The sequence below is a fragment of the Micromonospora profundi genome (assembly GCF_011927785.1).
In the GTDB taxonomy this organism is placed as follows: domain Bacteria; phylum Actinomycetota; class Actinomycetes; order Mycobacteriales; family Micromonosporaceae; genus Micromonospora; species Micromonospora profundi.
The window spans coordinates 2,551,008-2,569,312 of record NZ_JAATJK010000001.1; the positions used below are offsets into that span (position 1 = coordinate 2,551,008).

Consider the following 18,305-nt stretch of genomic DNA (forward strand, 5'->3'; position numbering starts at 1 on the left):
GGCCCTTCCTAACAGCTGGGAGCCACTGCCGCACGGTTTGGCCACCCGGTATCGGGGTAGCCAGCCGCCCCCGTCCGGTCGACGGGACCGGCTACCGCCTGCCGGGACGACGTGACAGGAGGACTCTCGTGCCGCTGCTGTCCCGCCCGAACCACCACCACCGCGCCGCCTGATGTGCGGAATCAGCGGGGAGGCCCGCTTCGACGGTCAGACGCCCGACGCGGCGGCGGTCACCCGGATGACCGAGGCCATGCGCACCCGGGGTCCCGACGGCGAAGGGCTCTACACCGCCGACTGGGTCACCCTCGGCCACCGCCGGCTGACAATCATCGACCTGTCCGACGCCGGCGGCCAGCCGATGGTGCGCGACGACCTGGGCCTCGCGCTGGTCTTCAACGGCTGCATCTACAACTACCCGGAACTGCGCGAGGAACTGCGAAACGCCGGGTACGCGTTCCACTCGACAAGCGACACCGAGGTCATCCTTGTGGCGTACGCGCACTGGGGTGAACGCTTCGTCGACCACCTCGTGGGCATGTTCGCGATCGGGCTTGTCGACAGGACCCGACGGCGGCTGATCCTGGCCCGGGACCGGCTCGGCATCAAACCGCTCTACCTCGCCGAGACCCCCGGACGACTGCGGTTCGCCTCCACCCTGCCCGCGCTGCTGAGCGCCGGTGACGTGGACACCAGCATCGACCCGGTGGCGCTGCACCACTACCTGTCCTGGCACTCCATCGTGCCCGCGCCCCGGACCGTTCTGCGCGGCGTGCGCAAGCTGCCGCCGGCCACCCTGCGGGTCATCGAGGCGGACGGGCGCAGCCGGGAGGAGGTGTACTGGCGGCCCGACTACGTACGGGAACCGGCCGACGCGGGAATGGACGCCGCCGACTGGCGGGCCGCCGTCGGCGACGCGCTGCGCACGGCGGTACGCCGACGGCTTGTCGCCGACGTCCCCGTGGGCGTGCTGCTCTCCGGCGGCCTGGACTCCAGCCTCATCGTGGCGCTGCTCGCCGAGGCCGGTCAGCAGCACCTGCGGACGTTCAGCATCGGCTTCGACAGCCGTGGCGAGGAGTCCGGCGACGAGTTCCACTACTCCGACCTGGTGGCCCGCGCGTACGACACCGACCACCAGCGGATCCGCCTGTCGAACGACGACCTGGTACCCGCCGCACGCCGGGCGGTGCTTGCCATGAGCGAGCCGATGGGCAGTCACGACGTGGTGGCCTTCCATCTGCTCTCCGAGCAGGTCGCGCGGCACGTGAAGGTGGCACAGTCCGGGCAGGGCGCCGACGAGGTGTTCGCCGGGTACGGCTACCACCAGCCGCTGGTGCAGGCACCCCGGCACGGCGCTGAGGAGACGTTCGCCGCCGCGTTCTTCGACCGCGACCACGACGAGCTACGCCAGGTCGTCGGCCCGGAGTACGCGCTGGACCACGATGCCAGCCGGGACCTGCTCGCCGGGCATCTCGCCGCACCCGGCGCGCAGTCGGCGCTGGACGCGGTGCTGCGCCTGGACACCCACCTCATGCTTCCCGACGACCCGGTCAAGCGGGTGGACAACATGAGCATGGCGTGGGGCCTGGAGGTGCGTACCCCGTTCCTCGACCAGGACCTGGTCACCCTTGCCGCGCACTGCCCGCCGGAGCACAAGGTGGCCCAGGGCGGCAAGGGCGTGCTCAAGGAGGTCGCCCGGCAGGTGGTGCCGGCCGAGGTGATCGACCGCCCGAAGGGCTACTTCCCTGTGCCGGCGCTGCGCAATGTGGACGGGCCGGTCCGAGGGCTGGTCGCCGATGCGTTGCAGGCGCCTGCCGCGCGCGAGCGAGGGCTGTTCCGCCCGGAGTACGTGGCGCGGCTGCTCGCCGAGCCGGACCGCGCCGAGGCGGCGGCCGGCAGCAACAAGCTGTGGCAGCTCGGCCTACTGGAGCTCTGGTTGCAGACCCACGACATCCGCTGAGACTGCGCAAGGTCGGCTCAGTCGGCGGCCGTGCGGGCCGCCAGGTCGTCGATGACGGCACGCAGGTCGCCGGTACGCGCCAACACCTCACGCTGGCGGGTCGCGCCGGTGCCATCACGGCGCAGCCGGGCCAGTTGCGCCAGCACGTACCCGAGGTCGCCGTGACGGAGCAGCGCCGGGGCCACCTTGGCCATCAGGTCGTCGACCATCGTCCACGCTGGTCGGGTGCCGCCGGCCCGCAGATCGATCAGCTCGCCGTCCAGGCCGTCGTGGGCGGCACGCCAGTGCGCCGCTGCCACCAGACAGTCACGGGTACGCGGTGCGGTCACACCGGCGCGTACGTCGTCGGCGAGGGAGGCGACAAGTGCGCGCACCAGCGCGGCGACGAGCACCGCGTCATCCACGTCGGAGCAGACGTCACCGACGCGCACCTCCACTGTCGGGTACGCCGACGACGGCCGGGCGTACCAGTAGACCATCGCCGCGTCCAGCATGATGCCCGCGGCGATCAGCTCGTCGACGGTGCGGTCGTAGTCGGCTGCGGAGTCGAAGTACGGCGTCGGTCCGATGCTCGGCCACCGTTCCAACTGCATCGACCGCCAACTGGCATGGCCGGTGTCCTGCCCGTCGTGCAGCGGCGAGTTGGTGGTGATGGCCTGCACCACCGGCAGCCATCCCCGCAGGTGGTTGCAGACCTGCACGGCCAACTCCCGGTCCGGCAGTCCGACGTGCACGTGGCAGCCGCAGACCGCCGGATCGTGCGCCACAGGCCCGTACCGGCGCGACATCGCGTGGTAGCGCGGCTTGTCCGGCACCGTCCGGTGCGGTTCGGCCACCGGCGTGGCACCGACCGCCACCAGCCGTGCCCCGGCCGCGGCGGCGGCCTCCCCGGCGGATCGGCGCAGCGCCACCAGGTGACCACGCAGCTCGGAGAGGTCGGCGCAGACCGGGGAGACCATCTCCACCATGCTGTGCCGGAACTCCTGGCGGCTCTGGTCCCGGGCGGATCCGCGCAGCGCGGTGAGCACCTTGTCGGCCACCGGCAGGTTCCGCCCGCTCTCCGGGTCCAGCAGCAGGTATTCCTCCTCCACGCCGAGCGTGAGGATGCCCAGGTCGGGCACGGTGTCGACGGTCGTCGAACGGTACGCCATGGCCGCCTCCATCCGGTTTCGCGGCCACGGGTGGACCCGTGGCCGGGGCGCCCCGGTTTCCCGCGTAAGGCAGGCGGCAAACGCGCGGGCGGACGCCACGCTCGGGTCCGTCGTGTCGCGGGGCGCCTGCGGGCGTGGGAGCAGGCCAACCCGGACGGGCCGGAGTCCGCCTGGCCGGACGACGAGCGGTGGCCGACCAGTAGGCACGGCCGCCGCCGGTCAGCCCGACGCCAACGCCACGGCGCGGGCGGTGAGGAAGGCCCGTTCGGCCGCGTTGTCAGTGCCGGCGGCGGCCATCCGGTACGCCTCAACCGCCTCCCCACGTCGGTCGAGCCGGGCCAGCAGGTCGGCGCGGACGGCGTCCCGCACGTGGTAGCCGGGCAGGTCGAGGTGGTCCACCTCGACCAGCGCCGCCTCCGGCCCGGCGACCTCGGCCAGTGCGACCGCCCGGTTCAACGCCACCACCGGGCCGGGTGCGAGGACCATCAGCTGGTCGTACAGCCGCAGGATCTGCCCCCAGTCGGTGTCGGCGACGCGCGGCGCGGCGCTGTGCACGGCGGCGATCGCGGCCTGGATCTGGTACGGCCCCGGCCGATCGCGGCGCAGACAGCGACGGACCAGCGCCTGGCCTTCGGCGATCAGCGCGGCGTCCCACAGGCTACGGTCCTGGCGGGGCAGCGGCACCAGCTCACCGTCGGCCGTGGTGCGTGCCGGCCGGCGCGACTCGGTGAGCAGCATCAACGCGAGCAGGCCGAGCGCCTCCGGTTCGTCGGGCATCAACTCCACGAGCAGCCGTGCCAACCGCGTCGCCTCCGCGCACAGCTCGGCGCGGACAAGGCTCGGGCCGGCGCTGGCCGTGTACCCCTCGTTGAAGATCAGGTAGAGCACCGCGAGGACGGCGTGCAGCCGGTCGGGCAGGTCGGCTTCGCGGGGCACCCGGTACGGGATGCGGGCGTTTCGAATCTTCGACTTGGCGCGGACCAGCCGCTGCGCCATCGTCGGTTCCGGGACCAGGAACGCGCGGGCGATCTCGCCGGTGCTCAGGCCACCGAGCAGGCGCAGGGTGAGCGCGACGCGGGTGGCCGGGGCGAGCGCCGGGTGACAGCAGGTGAAGATCAGGCGTAGCCGGTCGTCGCGCACCGGGCCCTCCTCGACGGGTGGTTCGGCGGTGTACAGCAGGGCCGCCTCGGCGTGCCGATCGGCCCGGGTCGCCTCCCGGCGCAGCCGGTCGATGGCACGGTTGCGGGCGGTGGTGATGATCCAGCCGGCCGGGCTGGGCGGCACGCCGCTGCTCGGCCAGCGCCGTACCGCGACGGTGAACGCCTCCTGAACGGCCTCCTCGGCGAGGTCGATGTCGCCGAGCAGGCGGACCAGCACGGCGACCGCGCGGCCGTACTCGGCCCGGAACACCGCCTCGATGTCAGGCACGTTCAGGCCCCGGATCCACCCTGGAACGGACGGACCTCGATCGGCAGGGTGGTGGCCAGCGCGTAGCGGCGACCCCAGGCCAGGGCGACGTCCAGGTCCGGCACGTCGATGACGACGATGCCACCGAGGTACTCCTTGCCCTCGACGAACGGCCCGTCGGTGATCAGCACGTCGCCGTCGCGGGCGCGCAGGACCGTGGCGGTCTCCGGGCCGTGCAGGCCCTGCCCGAAGACCCACGAACCGGCGGCGGACAGCTCGTCGCGCAGCTCGCCGACCTGGCGCATCACCCCGGCCAGGAACTCCGGCTCCGGCGGCTGTTCACCGTGGGGCTGCTGGATGCTGAGCAGGTACAGCGTCATCGTTCCTCCTCGCGGCGACGACCCGGCCCGGTGCCGATGTCCCATCCTCTACACGAACGGCCGCCGCCCACCACGACAGGCCGCCGGCAGGAACTTTCGCGCCGGTCCGGGCCGCGGGCGTGCGCCGGGACCGCCGGACAGCTTCGGCGGTACGCCGGTGATGGCCGATGACCAGCGTGTACGGCTGCGATGTCGTGCCGTGGCGGGGAGGCAGAAGGTGGTGCGACGCCGGTCTGGCCCACGGTGCGACCCGGCCGGCCCGGCTTCGGCGGTGCCGGGCCGGTGGGCGCCCAGGTCAGGGGTAGGTGGTCAGGTACACCTGCTGGTTGGCCGCGTTCGCGGTCCCGCCGGCGTTGTTGATCACCCGGTTGATGGTGCCGACGCCACCGAGGGAGACGGTGACTGCTTCTTATCCCGCAGGTTCTTATCCCGCAGGTTCGATCTGGGCGCCTTACCCTCAGCGGCGGACGCCACCCTCGGTGAGGAACCGGGCGATCGGCAGGGTGGCGGCGCCCAACGCGACGGCGTCCACCCCGAGCCGGCACAGCTCGATCGACGCCTGTTCGTACGGCTGGCGCAGCGCCTGCCGCCCGGCGGCCTCCCGGACGGCGGGCAGCAGGTCGCCCAGCGCCATCGCCGCCCACCCGCCGAGCACCACCCGCTCCGGGTTGAACAGGTTGATCAGGTTGGCCACCCCGGCGCCGAGATAGCCGGCGGTCTCGTCAAGCACACGGCGGGCGGTGGCCGAGGTCCCGGCTGCGGCGACGAGCGCGGCGAGCTGCGATTCCTCGTCCTCACCCGGCACGGCTCGACCTCGGCGCGCCTCCCGGTAGCGGTCGATGATCGCCTCCGCCCCCACGTACGCCTCCAGGCAGCCGCGTGCGCCACACCGGCAGGCACGCCCGCCGTACACAAGGGTGGTGTGCCCCCACTCCCCCGCGCTGCTGGACGCGCCCCGGTAGGTGGCGCCGTTGGTCACCACTGACGCGCCGACGCCGGATCCGACAAGCGCGAAGACGGCGTGCCGCGCGCCCCGGCCGGCACCGAACCACATTTCGGCCTGGCCGAGGGTCTTGGCGCCGTTGTCGATGTGCAGTGGCAGGTCGGTGCCGGCGCCGATCAGTCGCTCCAGCGGCACCCGGTCCCAGCCGAGGGCCTGGGCGTGCACCACTGCCTCGACGCCCTGCTCGACCACCCCGGAGACACCGATGCCGACGCCGAGTACGTCGCTGGCGGCCACCTGCGCCTGGCCGGTCACGGCCTCGATGCCGGCCAGCACGTGCCCGGCCACCACGTCAGGTTCGGTGCGCGCCGGGTCGAGCGGGTACTCGACGCTCGCCAACAGGGCCATGGCGAAGTCGAACAGTTCCACCCGGACCCGGGTCTCGCCGACGTCCACACCGACCACGAACGCGAACCGGGAGGCGACCCGCAGGAGCATGCTGGGCCGACCGCCGTCGGATTCGGCGGCGCCGGCCTCGACGACCACTTTCTCGTCGATCAGGTCGGCCACCACGTTGCTCACCGCCGGTTGGCTGAGCCCGGTGCCGCGAACCAGGTCCTGACGGGTGAGCGGGCCGTCGAGGAAGAGCCTGGTCAGCAGGGCGGACCGGTTGCGCAGCCGCACGCTGCGGTTGGTGGCACGCGCCAACTCCACTCGGCACCTCGTTCCCCTCGGCCGTTCGAGCGACTGTAACCGCCCCGTGCTTGACGACCCACTGGACAGGAACTTTAATGACGACATTCATTAAGCCGTGATGTAAGCCAGGGGAAACGCTTCCGGCCTCCGGTGACGTGCCCCGACCTCCGTCCGCAGCCGGCCCTCCGTCGCCTCACCCCTATCGACGACGGACGCCGGCGGACCCCCACCACGCACCGGAAGGGCTGACCGTGTCGAGACGACACCTCGGGATATTCGCCGCCGCCGTACTGGCCGCCGCCTCGCTGACGGCCTGCGGCGGCTCCGGCGACGACTCCGCCGGATCGAGCAAGACCCTCACCTACTGGGCCAGCAACCAGGGCGCCAGCCTGGAGGCCGACAAGACGATCCTCCAGCCGGAGCTGGACAAGTTCGAGAAGCAGACCGGCATCAAGGTCACCGTCGAGGTCGTCCCCTGGTCGGACCTGCTCAACCGGCTGCTCGCCGCCGCCGCATCCGGCAAGGGCCCGGACGTGGTCAACATCGGCAACACCTGGTCGGCCTCCCTGCAGGCCACCGGCGCGCTCGTCGAGTTCGACGACGCCGCCCTGACTGCCGTCGGCGGCAAGGACCGGATCGTGCCCGCCGCGCTCGCCGCCGCCGGCGCCCCCGGCAAGCCGCCGGCCGCCGTGCCGCTCTACAGCATGGCCTACAGCCTGTACTACAACAAGAAGGCGTTCGCCGACGCCGGCATCACCGCGCCGCCGACCACCTGGGAACAGCTCGCCGAGTACGGCAGGAAGCTCAGCACCGGAGGCAAGTGGGGCCTGGCGATCGAGGGGGCCAACCCGTCGGAGAACGCCCACCACGCCTTCACCTTCAGCCAGCAGTACGGCGGCGAGTGGTTCGACTCGGCCGGCAAGCCGACATTCGACAGCCCGCAGAACGTCTCGGCCATCAAGCGGTACATCGACTTCATGGCCGCCGACAAGATCACCAATCCAAGCAACGCCGAGTACGCGCAGAACCAGTCCGTCTCCGACTTCGCCAACGGCAAGGCCGCCATGCTGCTGTGGCAGTCCGCCGGATCGAACCTGAAGACGCAGAACATGCCCGCCGAGGCGTACGGGGTGGCCCCGGTGCCGTTCCTGGCCAACCCGCCGGCCGGTGGCAAGAAGGTCAACAGCATGGTCGCCGGCATCAACATGGCGGTCTTCAAGCACACGAAGAACCACGACGGTGCACTGAGCTTCGTGAAGTTCATGACCAGCGACGAGGAGCAGACGATCCTCAACGGCACCTACGGGTCGCTGCCGGCGGTGAAGACGGCGAGTTCCGCCCCGGCGTTCAGCGCTCCGGAGCAGAAGGTCATCCAGGAGACCCTGGCCACCACCGCCGCCCCGCTGCCGCAGGTGCCCGACGAGAGCACCTTCGAGACCCTCGTCGGCACCGCGATGAAGGAGCTGTTCGCCGACGCGGCCAGCGGCAAGCCGGTCACCGAGGAATCGGTGAAGGCGAAGCTGACCGACGCGCAGCAGAAGATGCGCTGACCCAGGCGTCACCGGTGGCCGTGGTCGGGTGCTGAGCCCGGCCACGGCCACCGCCTCCGAGAGGACCCCGATGGCAACCAGCACCACCGCGCCGGACGCCGACCGGCACGAACCCCTCGCCGGGTCATCGGCCCGGACGCCGGCACGCAGGCCCCGTGGCCCCCGCCGATCGCTCCTGCCGTACCTGCTGCTCGCACCGGCCGTCGTGCTGGAACTCGCCATCCACGTGGTTCCGATGGTGGTCGGGGTCTGGATGAGCCTGCTGGAGCTCACCCAGTTCCACATCCGGAACTGGTCAACCGCGCCCTTCATCGGGCTGGAGAACTACCGGGCGACACTCGACTTCAACAGCGCTGCCGGCCGCGAGCTGCTGCACTCGTTCTGGATCACCCTGGCGTACAGCGTGCTATCGGTCGGGTTCGCCTGGCTGCTCGGCATCGCGGCGGCGGTCGTCCTGCAACGGCCCTTCCGGGGTCGGGCGATCCTGCGGGCGCTCTTCCTCACCCCGTACGCCCTGCCGGTCTACGCCGCCGTGATCACCTGGAGCTTCCTGCTGCAACGGGACACCGGCCTGGTCAACCACGTCCTCGTCGACCAGCTCGGTGTGCTCGGCGAGCGACCCTTCTGGCTGATCGGCGACAACAGCTTCTGGTCGCTGCTGATCGTGTCGGTGTGGCGCAACTGGCCGTTCGCGTTCCTGTGCCTGATGGCCGGTCTGCAGAACGTCCCGGGCGAGCTGTACGAGGCCGCCGCGATCGACGGCGCCGGGTTCTGGCGGCGGCTGCGCTCGGTCACCCTGCCGATGCTGCGACCGGTGAACCTGGTGCTGCTGCTCGTGCTGTTCCTGTGGACGTTCAACGACTTCAACACCCCGTACGTCCTCTTCGGCGGCTCCGCGCCGGAACAGGCCGACCTGATCTCCATCCACATCTACCGCAGCTCCTTCAAGACCTGGGACTTCGGCTCCGGCTCGGCGATGTCCGTGGCGCTGCTGCTGTTCCTGCTTGTCGTCTCGGCCGCGTACCTGCTGATCACCAACCGTCGGAGGGACGACAATGCGTGAGACCGCCGGGGAACGCTGGGGCCGGCGCATCGTGCTGACCCTGCTCACCCTCTTCGTCGTCATCCCGCTCTACGTGATGGTCACCTCGGCGGCCAAACCGTTGCAGGACGTGCAGAACGGCTTCACCTGGTGGCCCAGTCGGCCCACGCTGCAACCGTTCGTCGACATGTGGAGCACCGTGCCGCTGGCCCGCTACCTGGTGAACAGCCTTGTGGTGTCGAGCGTCGCGGCGATCTGCTCGGTGACGGTGGCCATCTTCGCGGCGTTCGCGGTGAGCCGCTACCGGTTCCGAGGGCGGGGCGTCTTCTCGGTGACTGTGCTGTCCACCCAGATGTTCCCCGGCATCCTGTTCCTGCTGCCGCTGTTCCTCATCTACGTCAACCTGGGCAACGCCACAGGCATCGAGTTGTACGCCAGCCGTACCGGCCTGGTCATCACGTACCTGACCTTCTCGCTGCCGTTCTCGATCTGGATGCTCGTCGGCTACTTCGACTCGATCCCCCGAGGGCTGGACGAGGCGGCGCAGGTCGACGGGGCCGGGCCGCTGCGCATCCTGTTCCGGGTCATCCTGCCGGCAGCCGTGCCGGGCGTCGTCGCCGTCACCGTGTACGCGTTCATGACCGCCTGGGGTGAGGTGCTCTTCGCCTCGGTGATGACCGACGAGGGCAGCCGCACCCTGGCCGTGGGCCTGCAGGGCTACTCCACCCAGTTCAACGTCTACTGGAACCAGATCATGGCGGCCTCGCTTGTGGTCAGCATCCCCGTCGTCGCCGGGTTCCTGGCCCTCCAGCGGTACTTCGTCGCCGGTCTCACCGCCGGCGCTGTCAAGTGAGCCACCCAACCCCAGAGGAGAGCCGACCCGTGCCGGACCTGTCCAAGCTGCCACCCGACTTCCTCTGGGGCGTGGCCACCGCGGCGTACCAGATCGAGGGGGCCGTCGACGTCGACGGCCGGGCACCGTCCATCTGGGACACCTTCTCGGCGACGCCCGGCAACGTCGACAACGGCGACACCGGCGCGGTGGCCTGCGACCACTACCACAGGTGGCCGGAGGATGTGGCGCTGCTGCGCCGGCTCGGCGTCGACGCGTACCGTTTCTCGGTGGCCTGGCCCCGGGTGCGGCCCGGCGGTGTCGGGCCTGTCAACTCGGCCGGTCTGGACTTCTACGACCGGCTCGTCGACGCGCTGCTCGCCGACGGGATCCGACCGTTCGTGACGCTCTACCACTGGGATCTGCCGCAGGCCCTCCAGGATTCCGGCGGCTGGCCGCTGCGCGCCACGGCCGAGGCGTTCGCCGACTACGCGGCGGTCGTCGCCGCCCGCCTCGGCGACCGGGTGGCGGACTGGAACACCGTCAACGAGCCGCTCTGCGTGTCGTGGATCGGGCACCTGGAGGGAAAGATGGCCCCGGGCGAGCGGGACCTGACCCGGGCCGTGCACACCTCGCACCACGTGCTGCTCGGGCACGGCCTGGCCACCCAGGCGATCCGGGCCAACGCCACCCGGCCGGCGTCGGTGGGGCTGGTGCTCAACCTCAGCCCGATCGAGGCGGCCACCGACCGGCCCGAGGACGTCGCGGCAGCGCTGCGGGCCGACGGGCACGTCAACCGCTGGTGGCTCGACCCGATCCACGGGCGTGGCTACCCCGCCGACATGATCGCCACCTACGGGGTCGAGCCCCCGGTACGTGGCGACGACCTGGCGGTCATCGCCACGCCCACCGACTTCCTCGGAGTGAACTACTACTTCCGGCAACTGGTTGTCGACGACCCGGCCGGGCCGCCGCCGTACGCCCGGCAGGTGCCGGTGCCCGGCGCGGTGCAGACCGCGATGGGCTGGGAGACGTACCCGGCAGGGTTGGAACGGCTGCTTGTCGAGGTCCACGAGGAGTACCGGCCGGGGAAGATCATCGTCACCGAGAGCGGCTCGGCGTGGCCGGACGAGGTCACCGCGGACGGCACGGTCGAGGACAAGGAGCGCACCGACCACCTGGAGCAGCACCTGGCGGCGTGTGCGGCGGCGGTGGCCCGGGGCGTGCCGCTGGACGGCTACTTCGTCTGGTCCCTGCTTGACAACTTCGAGTGGGCGTACGGCTACGACAAGCGCTTCGGGCTCGTGCACGTGGACTACACGACCCAGCGTCGGACGGTCAAGGCGAGCGGCCTGCGCTACGCGGAGCTGATCCGCGCCCACCAGCGTCTCGCCGGGGCGGCCGGCGCCGTGACGCCGGTGGCCTGAACGGGGTCGGCGAGACAGGCCGTCCGGGGTGCCTCGTCGGCGCCCCGGGCGGCCTTCTCCGTTCCTGGCCGACGACACGCGACCCGCCAGGTGCCCATCAGGCTTGGCTTAAATAAGCCGTCGCTGATATAAATGTCGTCGTGCACGCCTTCGACGTGCTGGGCGATCCGGTCCGGCGCCGCATCCTGGAGCTGCTCGCCGACGGCGAGCAGACCGCCGGCGCGGTCAGCGCGGTCATCCGCGACGAGTTCGGCATCTCCCAACCCGCCGTGTCCCAGCACCTCAAGGTGCTGCGGGACAACGGCTTCGCCACCGTACGGCCGGACGGCACCCGGCGGCTCTACGCCGTCGACCCGCGCCCGCTGCGCGAGGTGGACGGCTGGCTGGAGCACTTCCGCCGGTTCTGGACGCCACCGCTGGCCGCCCTCGCCACCGAACTGGCCCGGGGCCGACGCGAACGCCGGCTACGCGAAGCCTCCGATAGACCCGACGAGAGGAACTAATAATGGACACCATCGAGCAGATCAACGCCGTTCAGCGCACTGTCGGCAGCCGCACCCTGGAGGCCGGCGAGGCCCGGGTCAGCACCGTCAGCCAGACGTACCAGACGACCGTCGAGGATCTCTGGGACGCCTGCACCAACGCCGAACGCATCCCCCGCTGGTTCCTGCCGATCACCGGTGACCTGCGGCTGCACGGCACGTACCAGCTCAAAGACAACGCCGGCGGCACCATCGAGAGCTGCGACCCGCCGCACCGCTTCACCGCAACCTGGGAGTACGGCGGCGAGGTCAGCTGGATCGAGGTACGCCTCACCCCCGTCGACACCGAACGCACCCGCTTCGAACTCGACCACATCGCGCACGTCGACCAGGACCGGTGGGCCCAGTTCGGGCCGGGTGCCGTCGGCGTGGGCTGGGATCTGGGCCTGCTCGGGCTCGCCTCGTACCTGGCCGGCGACGGCAGCGGCGTCCGCCCGGAGGACAGCGCCGAGTGGACCGCCTCCGACGAGGGACGTCGGTTCATGGAGTTGAGCAGCCAACTGTGGGGCGAGGCAAGCATCGCCGCCGGCACCGACGCCGACGAGGCGAAGGCCGCCGCCGAGCGCACCACCTCCTTCTACACCGGCGCCCCGGCGAGCTGAGCCCGACCCGACGGTCTGCCGCGCCCGCAGCGCGGCTGCGGCGGGCTTCCGGGCGTGCGGGCGGCGGCGCTTCCGGGCGTGCGGGCGGCGGGCTTCCGTCGTTCGCACGACCGGGTGTGCGGGCGGCGGCCCGGGTAACGTGCTGCGGCATGACCGGTACGCCGTACTCGCACTGCTCCTACTGCGGCGCCGCCTACCGGCCGGACGCCGGGTGGCCGAGGATCTGCCCCGTCTGCGGCGAGACGGTCTGGCGCAATCCACTGCCCGTCGCGGTCGCGGTGTTGCCGGTCCGCACCGCCGACGGCCTGGGCGTGGTGGTGGTCCGCCGGGACATCGAGCCGGCCCGCGGGCTGCTCGCGCTGCCCGGCGGCTTCATCGAGTACGGCGAGGAGTGGTCCGACGCGCTGGTCCGGGAGTTGCGGGAGGAGACCGGGCTGATCGCAGCTGCCCAGGACGTGCGGCTCTTCGCTGTGCACAGCGCCACCGCGGGCGGCACGATGATGATCTTCGGAGTGCTGCCCGAGCGGCCAGCCGAGGAACTGCCGCCGTCGGCGCCGACCGAGGAGGCGACCGAGTGGCTGGTGGTCACCGACCCGGTTGAGCTGGCGTTCTCCACCCACACGCAGGTACTCGCCGACTTCCTCACGGCCCGCCGCACCGCCTGACTGACCGCGCCCCGGAGAGTGTGACCATCTTGAGGTCAGCCCGAGCAGGGCGGGCTATCGGGTGTCAGCGGGACGGCTCGCTTCGGCGTTGGCCAGGTAGCCGGCGGCCTGTAAGTCGAACAGCTCGCGGTAGAGGCCGTCGGCCGCCATCAGTTCGTCGTGGTTGCCGTGCTGGACGAGGCGACCCCGCTCCATCACGAAGATCCGATCGGCGTGTCGGACGTTTGCCAGCCGGTGGGTGATCAGCACGACCGCCCGGTCGGGTCGACGGCGCAGGTGCTGGAACAGGGCGTGTTCGGCGCGGGCGTCCAGGGCGGCGGACGGCTCGTCGCAGATGAGCAGGGCGGCGTCGCGGTAGAGGCCACGGGCGGCGACCAGCCGCTGCCACTGCCCGCCGGACAGCTCCTGGCCATCCTTGAACTCCCTGTCCAACAAGGTGTCGTAGCCGTGCGGCAGACCGACGATCATGTCGTGGGCCGCCGCCGAGGCTGCTGCCTCCTGCACGCTCGGGCCGGGTCGGTCCGGCGGGCGGTCGTGCCGACCGACACGGATGTTCTGCCCGGCGGTGAACGGGAACTTCCACCACTCCTGGGTCATCACGGCCACCTGCGCGCCGAGGGTACGCGGGTCCAGTTCGGCAGCATCGACGCCGTCCCAGCGGATCACCCCGCCGGTCGGTCGATAGAGCCCCGCGATCAGCTTGGCCAGCGTGGTCTTGCCGGAGCCGTTCTCACCGACCAACGCGATCACCTCACCCCGGCGGACGGTCAGACTGACCCGGTCGACCGCTGGAGCGTCGGTGTCCGGGTAGGTCAGGCTCACCTCGTCCAACTCGATGACGTCGACGCCGTCGGTCACCCGATCGCCGCCGATCGGCACCCGGGCGTGGGCGCGGGCCAGGAAGTCGCGGTAGTCCTGGTAGTAGAGGGCGTCCTCGTAGAGCGAGTTGGTGGAGACGACCGCGACGCCGAGGCTGGTCCGCGCGGATTGCAGGGCCAACAGGGCGGTGGCCGCGGCGGCTAGGGCGACCATCCCGTTGAGCAGCAGGCCGCCCAGGACCGCGTACACCCCGAACGTGGCAAGCCCCGCCACGGCGGCGCCGCCCACCCGCGTGCCGGTCTGCGCGCGGACCAACCGCAGGTGGGCACGGGTCTCCACGGTCATCACGCTGCGGTATTCGGCGAGCAGGAAGTCGCGCATCTGGTACGCGCGCACCTCGGCGGCGGTGCGCCGGTTGGCCATCAGGTGGGCCAGCATCCACATCCGCCGCCGACGGGTGATCCGGGCCAGCATCGCCAGGTACTCCCGGCGGGCCATCCGCACCGCCGTGATCGCCTGTGGCACAGCCGCCAGCAGCAGACAGGGCAGCAGCAGTGGCTGGATGACTGTCACCGCGACGGCGGTGGCGAGCATCCCGACCACACCGGTTACCAGGTTGACGGTGTGGTCGACGATGAACGCCGCCTCGGCCATCCCCCGGTCGCGCGCACGGTCCATCTCCTCGGCGAAGCCGGCGTCGTCGAACGCCGCCAGGTCCACCGCCGTGGTGGCCTCGAACAGCCGCAGCTCCACCTGGTAGTTGATCTGCGGGATCAGCCGGGCCTGGGCCCAGCCGGCCGCGATCGTCAGGCCGCCACGCGCCGACACCGCCGCCGCGGCCACGACCAGCGCCGGCAGAGCGGAACGAACCCGGTCGGGCGTGGGGCCGGCGGCGAACAGTTCACGCAACACGCTGGTGGTGGCGAGCAGGCCGAACGTGGTCATCACGCCAGCGGCGATGTTGAGGCCGATGGAGGCGATGGTGTCGCGACGGTTGGTGGACCAGGCCAGCCCGACCGCTTCCCGGACCAGCCGGGGCAGTCGGCGGGCCACGGCCCAGAAGCTGGTGTGGGCGAACTCCTGCGCGTGGTGCAACCAGTCGCGGTCCTCCAACTCCGGGAGCATGGTGCCGCCCGACGGCGGGTCGCCCGACGGATCGCCCGGCGGATCGTCGTCCGGGCCAGCGGTGCGCTGGCGGGCCATCGACTCCACGGACGCTCCTCGATGGCAGGGGCACGGACGCCGGCCGAGACTACTGCGGGCAATCACACGATGTCTTCACGTAACCGGCGCGTCGTGCGGGTGTGTCAGGAACACGTCATCCTGCCCGCACCCTCACCGACGCGAGGCACGGTTGGCCGGGCCCTGGACGGGTAAGACGGTGGGCCGCGCGGTCGGGCGTACACCGCCGACCCGCCCGACTGCCGCGCACACCTCGGGGGGCCCATGGCGGACGCGTCACCGACCGGACCGACGACATCGGGCCAGGTCGTGGAGCTGCGTGTACACGGCGTCTCCAGAGCGGGCGCCGACCAGGTGCTCAACCGTCCGCACCTCGAGCAGGTCGCCGGGGACCGCAACGGCGGCTTCTACCGCCCCCGCGCCGGCTATCCGGGCGCCACCGGACCGGGCGGGGTGACGCTGGAGGCGTACCGGTGGAGTGACCTGCCGTCCGGGACAGCCATGCGGACCCTGTCGCTGGTGTTCCTGCTGCCCTTCATGCTCTGCAATGTGGCGTTGTGGATGCGCCCGGGAAGCCACGCCTCGAAGCGTGCCGTCCTCGCGCTGTGCCGGGTGCTCGCGCTGACCCTCACGATGCTCTACGTCCTGGCCATCGTCGGAGGCGCGCTGGACCTGGTCGCCTGGCGCTGCATCGGCACCCCGTCGTGCACGAACGGGCGGAGCTGGCTGTCGTGGCTCTCCGGACGGTCGCCGGGGGTACGGCTGGGGGTGCTGTCGGTGGTTCCGGTCGCCGCCATCGGACTCGTCTGGTGGCTGAGTTCGCGCCAGGGCCAGTCGTTCGATGCCTTCCGGACCCCGGTGCAGCAGACTTCGGCGCACCGGCTGAGCGGCGTCGGCCAGTGGGACGCCGCTCCGCTGGTCGGGCGGCTGCGTTCGGTGCACGTGGCGGCCGCGTTCGCCACTCTGGACGGCAGCCTGCTGGTCGCCCGGTCGAGCCAGCACTCCTCGGCGGTGATGGTGGTGCTGCTGGTGGCGTGCGGAGCGGTGCTGCTCACCTGTCTGGGGTTGCTCACCTCTGTGCAGGTCATCGACAGGCTCGGCCGGGAACGCCGAATGGACGGCCTCATCCGCGCGCTGCGCACAGTCACCTGCGGTCTGACGATCCTGGTGATCGCGCACATCGTCAGGAGTCCGGCACCCTGGCCGCAGGGGGGTTCACTCCCCGGATACAGCGCGATCATGGCCTGCCTGTTCGTCAGCCAGACCGTGCTGGTGCTCATCCTCGCCGCGGTCGTCCTCTGGGGTCGCGGCGCCGGGCAACGGGGTGGGGCGTTGCGCGCACTGGGTACGCCCGTGTTCGTCACGATCGCCGCCGGGCTCGGCGTGGCGTTCTCCGCCGAGTTGGTCTACCGGGTGTCGGACCTGCTGGACCGCGACGGGGACACCGCCGACGCCCTGGGAACCAGCCCACCGCTGGCGTACAAATGGGCGATCTTCGGGTTTTTCCTTGCGGTGATGACCGCGCTGCTGGTCGCCTGGGCGATCACCATGCTGACTCGGCGGCAGCGGAGGCGGGCGGCGGCCGCGATCGTGGCGGCCGACTTCCCGGACGCGCCGCCGGAGGCGGGGCGGCGACTGCGGCAGGTCGAGCGTGCCGTGGCCCGAGCCCGGTTCACCGAGCGGCTGGAGCCGCTGACAGTGGTGTACGCCTGCCTGATCGCGCTGGGCCTGGCGACAAGCGCGCTGGGCATTATGCAGCTCCAGCCCGGCGACATGCTGCAACGCTTCATCGGGGTGCCCGTCGGCCTGGTCAACTTCATGATCGGGCTGGGCAGCTACGCGATCGCCTTCATCATCGCCGGGCTGGTCCTCGGCGGCATCTTCGCCTACCGCACGGCGCCGTTCCGCCGGTACGTCGGCGTGCTGTGGGACCTGGGGACCTTCTGGCCCCGGGCCGCGCACCCGTTCGCCCCGCCCTGCTACGCCGAGCGGGCCGTGCCGGAGCTGACCAAACGGATCACCTACCTCGTGGACCAGGGCAACGGTGTGCTGCTAGCCGGGCACAGTCACGGCTCGGTGCTGCTCGCCGCCACCGTGCTGCAACTACCACCTCGGGTCAGTGACCGGGTGGCCCTGTTGACGTACGGGTCCCCACTGCAACGGCTGTACTCGCGGCTGTTTCCCGCGTACGTCGACGAGGAGGTGCTGCACGAGGTCGGTCAGCGGGTCGGCTGGCGCTGGCTCAACCTGTGGCGCGACACCGACCCGATCGGCGGCTGGATCTTCGCCGCGCACCGGCCTGGCACCACCGAGACGCTGACCGGCCCGCCCGCGACCGTGGACCGCCGGTTGAAGGATCCGCAGGACGTCATGCCGCCGGCGAGCGACAGTGTGCCGCCGCCGATCCTCGCGCACCTGCCCTGCGAGTCGCAGGAGGAGTTCGCGGCGGCCGTACGGGACCTGGCCGGCCGGCTGCGCGCCGGCTGACCCGGCGGCCGGATATCGTCACCGCGTGAGCAGGTCCCAACAGCCGCAACGCCGACTGATCGCCTCCAACAAGAAGGCACGGCACGAATACACGGTGCTGCGCACGTACGAGGCGGGAATCGTGCTCGTCGGCACCGAGGTGAAGTCGCTGCGCGAGGGGCGGGCCTCGCTGGTGGACGCGTTCGCCCACGAGCGCGACGGCGAGATCGTGCTGTACGGCCTACACATCGCCGAATACGCCTACGGCACGTGGACCAACCACGCTCCCCGCCGCAACCGCAAGCTGCTGCTGCACCGGGCCGAGATCGACCGGATCCTGGACAAGGTCCGCGAGGGCGGGGTGACCCTGGTGCCGCTGTCGATGTACTTCGAGAACGGCTACGCCAAGGTCGAGCTGGCCCTGGCCAAGGGCAAGCGCTCGTACGACAAGCGGCAGACGCTTGCCGAACGGGACGCCAACCGGGAGATCGCCCGCGAACTGGGCCGGCACCTCAAGGGCCACCCGCGCCGCCCCTGACCCCCAATGCGCCACGCCCGCTGCGCTGCGCTGCGCGCTGATGATCGCGCTCGAATCAGGAAGGTGGCCTCACCGGCACCCTTCGATCCAGGATCAAGAACGATCA

General features: G+C 71.3%; 15 protein-coding genes. 10 read left to right on the forward strand and 5 right to left on the reverse strand.

All coding sequences use genetic code 11. The features are described from left to right. Positions 1-172 precede the first annotated feature (172 nt). Positions 173-1,957 carry an N-acetylglutaminylglutamine amidotransferase gene (locus F4558_RS11320; RefSeq protein WP_167943996.1) on the forward strand — a complete coding sequence of 595 codons (1,785 nt, stop codon included), beginning with the start codon at positions 173-175 and terminating at the stop codon, positions 1,955-1,957. A 17-nt stretch (positions 1,958-1,974) separates the two neighbouring features. On the opposite strand, the gene F4558_RS11325 is transcribed toward F4558_RS11320, so the two are convergent. The 4 genes from F4558_RS11325 to F4558_RS11340 form a co-directional block, all read right to left on the reverse strand. Next, positions 1,975-3,108 (reverse strand): carboxylate-amine ligase, encoded by a 1,134-nt coding sequence (locus tag F4558_RS11325; protein WP_167943997.1) that lies wholly within the window; start codon positions 3,106-3,108, stop codon positions 1,975-1,977. 219 nt (positions 3,109-3,327) lie between these two features. Continuing rightward, positions 3,328-4,536: an RNA polymerase sigma factor gene (locus F4558_RS11330; RefSeq protein WP_167943998.1), complete on the reverse strand. Its 1,209-nt coding sequence runs from the start codon at positions 4,534-4,536 to the stop codon at positions 3,328-3,330. 2 nt (positions 4,537-4,538) lie between these two features. Continuing rightward, a complete protein-coding gene (locus F4558_RS11335; RefSeq protein ID WP_053659755.1) occupies positions 4,539-4,895 on the reverse strand; it encodes a YciI family protein in 357 nt (118 codons plus the stop codon). A 457-nt stretch (positions 4,896-5,352) separates the two neighbouring features. After that, on the reverse strand, positions 5,353-6,552 hold the full coding sequence (locus F4558_RS11340) for an ROK family transcriptional regulator (protein WP_167943999.1): 1,200 nt from the start codon (positions 6,550-6,552) through the stop codon (positions 5,353-5,355). Between the two features lie 233 nt (positions 6,553-6,785). On the opposite strand from F4558_RS11340, the gene F4558_RS11345 reads away from it, so the two are divergent. From F4558_RS11345 to F4558_RS11375, 7 genes are all read left to right on the forward strand, one after another. Next, positions 6,786-8,084 (forward strand): ABC transporter substrate-binding protein, encoded by a 1,299-nt coding sequence (locus F4558_RS11345; protein ID WP_167944000.1) that lies wholly within the window; start codon positions 6,786-6,788, stop codon positions 8,082-8,084. 70 nt (positions 8,085-8,154) lie between these two features. Continuing rightward, the gene (locus tag F4558_RS11350; RefSeq protein WP_167944001.1) at positions 8,155-9,147 is read left to right on the forward strand and encodes a carbohydrate ABC transporter permease; all 993 of its coding nucleotides are present in this window, start codon (positions 8,155-8,157) and stop codon (positions 9,145-9,147) included. Continuing rightward, complete coding sequence (locus tag F4558_RS11355) at positions 9,140-9,979, forward strand: carbohydrate ABC transporter permease (protein ID WP_053659749.1); 840 nt, start codon at positions 9,140-9,142, stop codon at positions 9,977-9,979. The genes F4558_RS11350 and F4558_RS11355 overlap by 8 nt, the downstream gene beginning before the upstream one ends. Positions 9,980-10,008: 29 nt before the next feature. Further along, on the forward strand, positions 10,009-11,385 hold the full coding sequence (locus F4558_RS11360) for a GH1 family beta-glucosidase (RefSeq protein ID WP_053659748.1): 1,377 nt from the start codon (positions 10,009-10,011) through the stop codon (positions 11,383-11,385). Positions 11,386-11,525: 140 nt separating this feature from the next. Next, positions 11,526-11,888 (forward strand): ArsR/SmtB family transcription factor, encoded by a 363-nt coding sequence (locus F4558_RS11365; RefSeq protein WP_053659745.1) that lies wholly within the window; start codon positions 11,526-11,528, stop codon positions 11,886-11,888. A 2-nt stretch (positions 11,889-11,890) separates the two neighbouring features. Then, positions 11,891-12,529: an SRPBCC family protein gene (locus F4558_RS11370; protein ID WP_209273261.1), complete on the forward strand. Its 639-nt coding sequence runs from the start codon at positions 11,891-11,893 to the stop codon at positions 12,527-12,529. Between the two features lie 149 nt (positions 12,530-12,678). After that, positions 12,679-13,194 (forward strand): NUDIX domain-containing protein, encoded by a 516-nt coding sequence (locus tag F4558_RS11375; protein WP_167944002.1) that lies wholly within the window; start codon positions 12,679-12,681, stop codon positions 13,192-13,194. Between the two features lie 54 nt (positions 13,195-13,248). Here the strand turns inward: F4558_RS11375 and F4558_RS11380 are convergent, their stop codons facing one another. After that, on the reverse strand, positions 13,249-15,216 hold the full coding sequence (locus F4558_RS11380) for an ABC transporter ATP-binding protein (protein ID WP_167947382.1): 1,968 nt from the start codon (positions 15,214-15,216) through the stop codon (positions 13,249-13,251). 288 nt (positions 15,217-15,504) lie between these two features. On the opposite strand from F4558_RS11380, the gene F4558_RS11385 reads away from it, so the two are divergent. Beyond that, entirely contained in the window at positions 15,505-17,682 is a 2,178-nt protein-coding gene (locus F4558_RS11385) for a hypothetical protein (RefSeq protein WP_231640195.1), read from the forward strand. A 25-nt stretch (positions 17,683-17,707) separates the two neighbouring features. Next, positions 17,708-18,199: an SsrA-binding protein SmpB gene (gene smpB, locus F4558_RS11390; protein ID WP_053659737.1), complete on the forward strand. Its 492-nt coding sequence runs from the start codon at positions 17,708-17,710 to the stop codon at positions 18,197-18,199. Positions 18,200-18,305 lie beyond the last annotated feature (106 nt).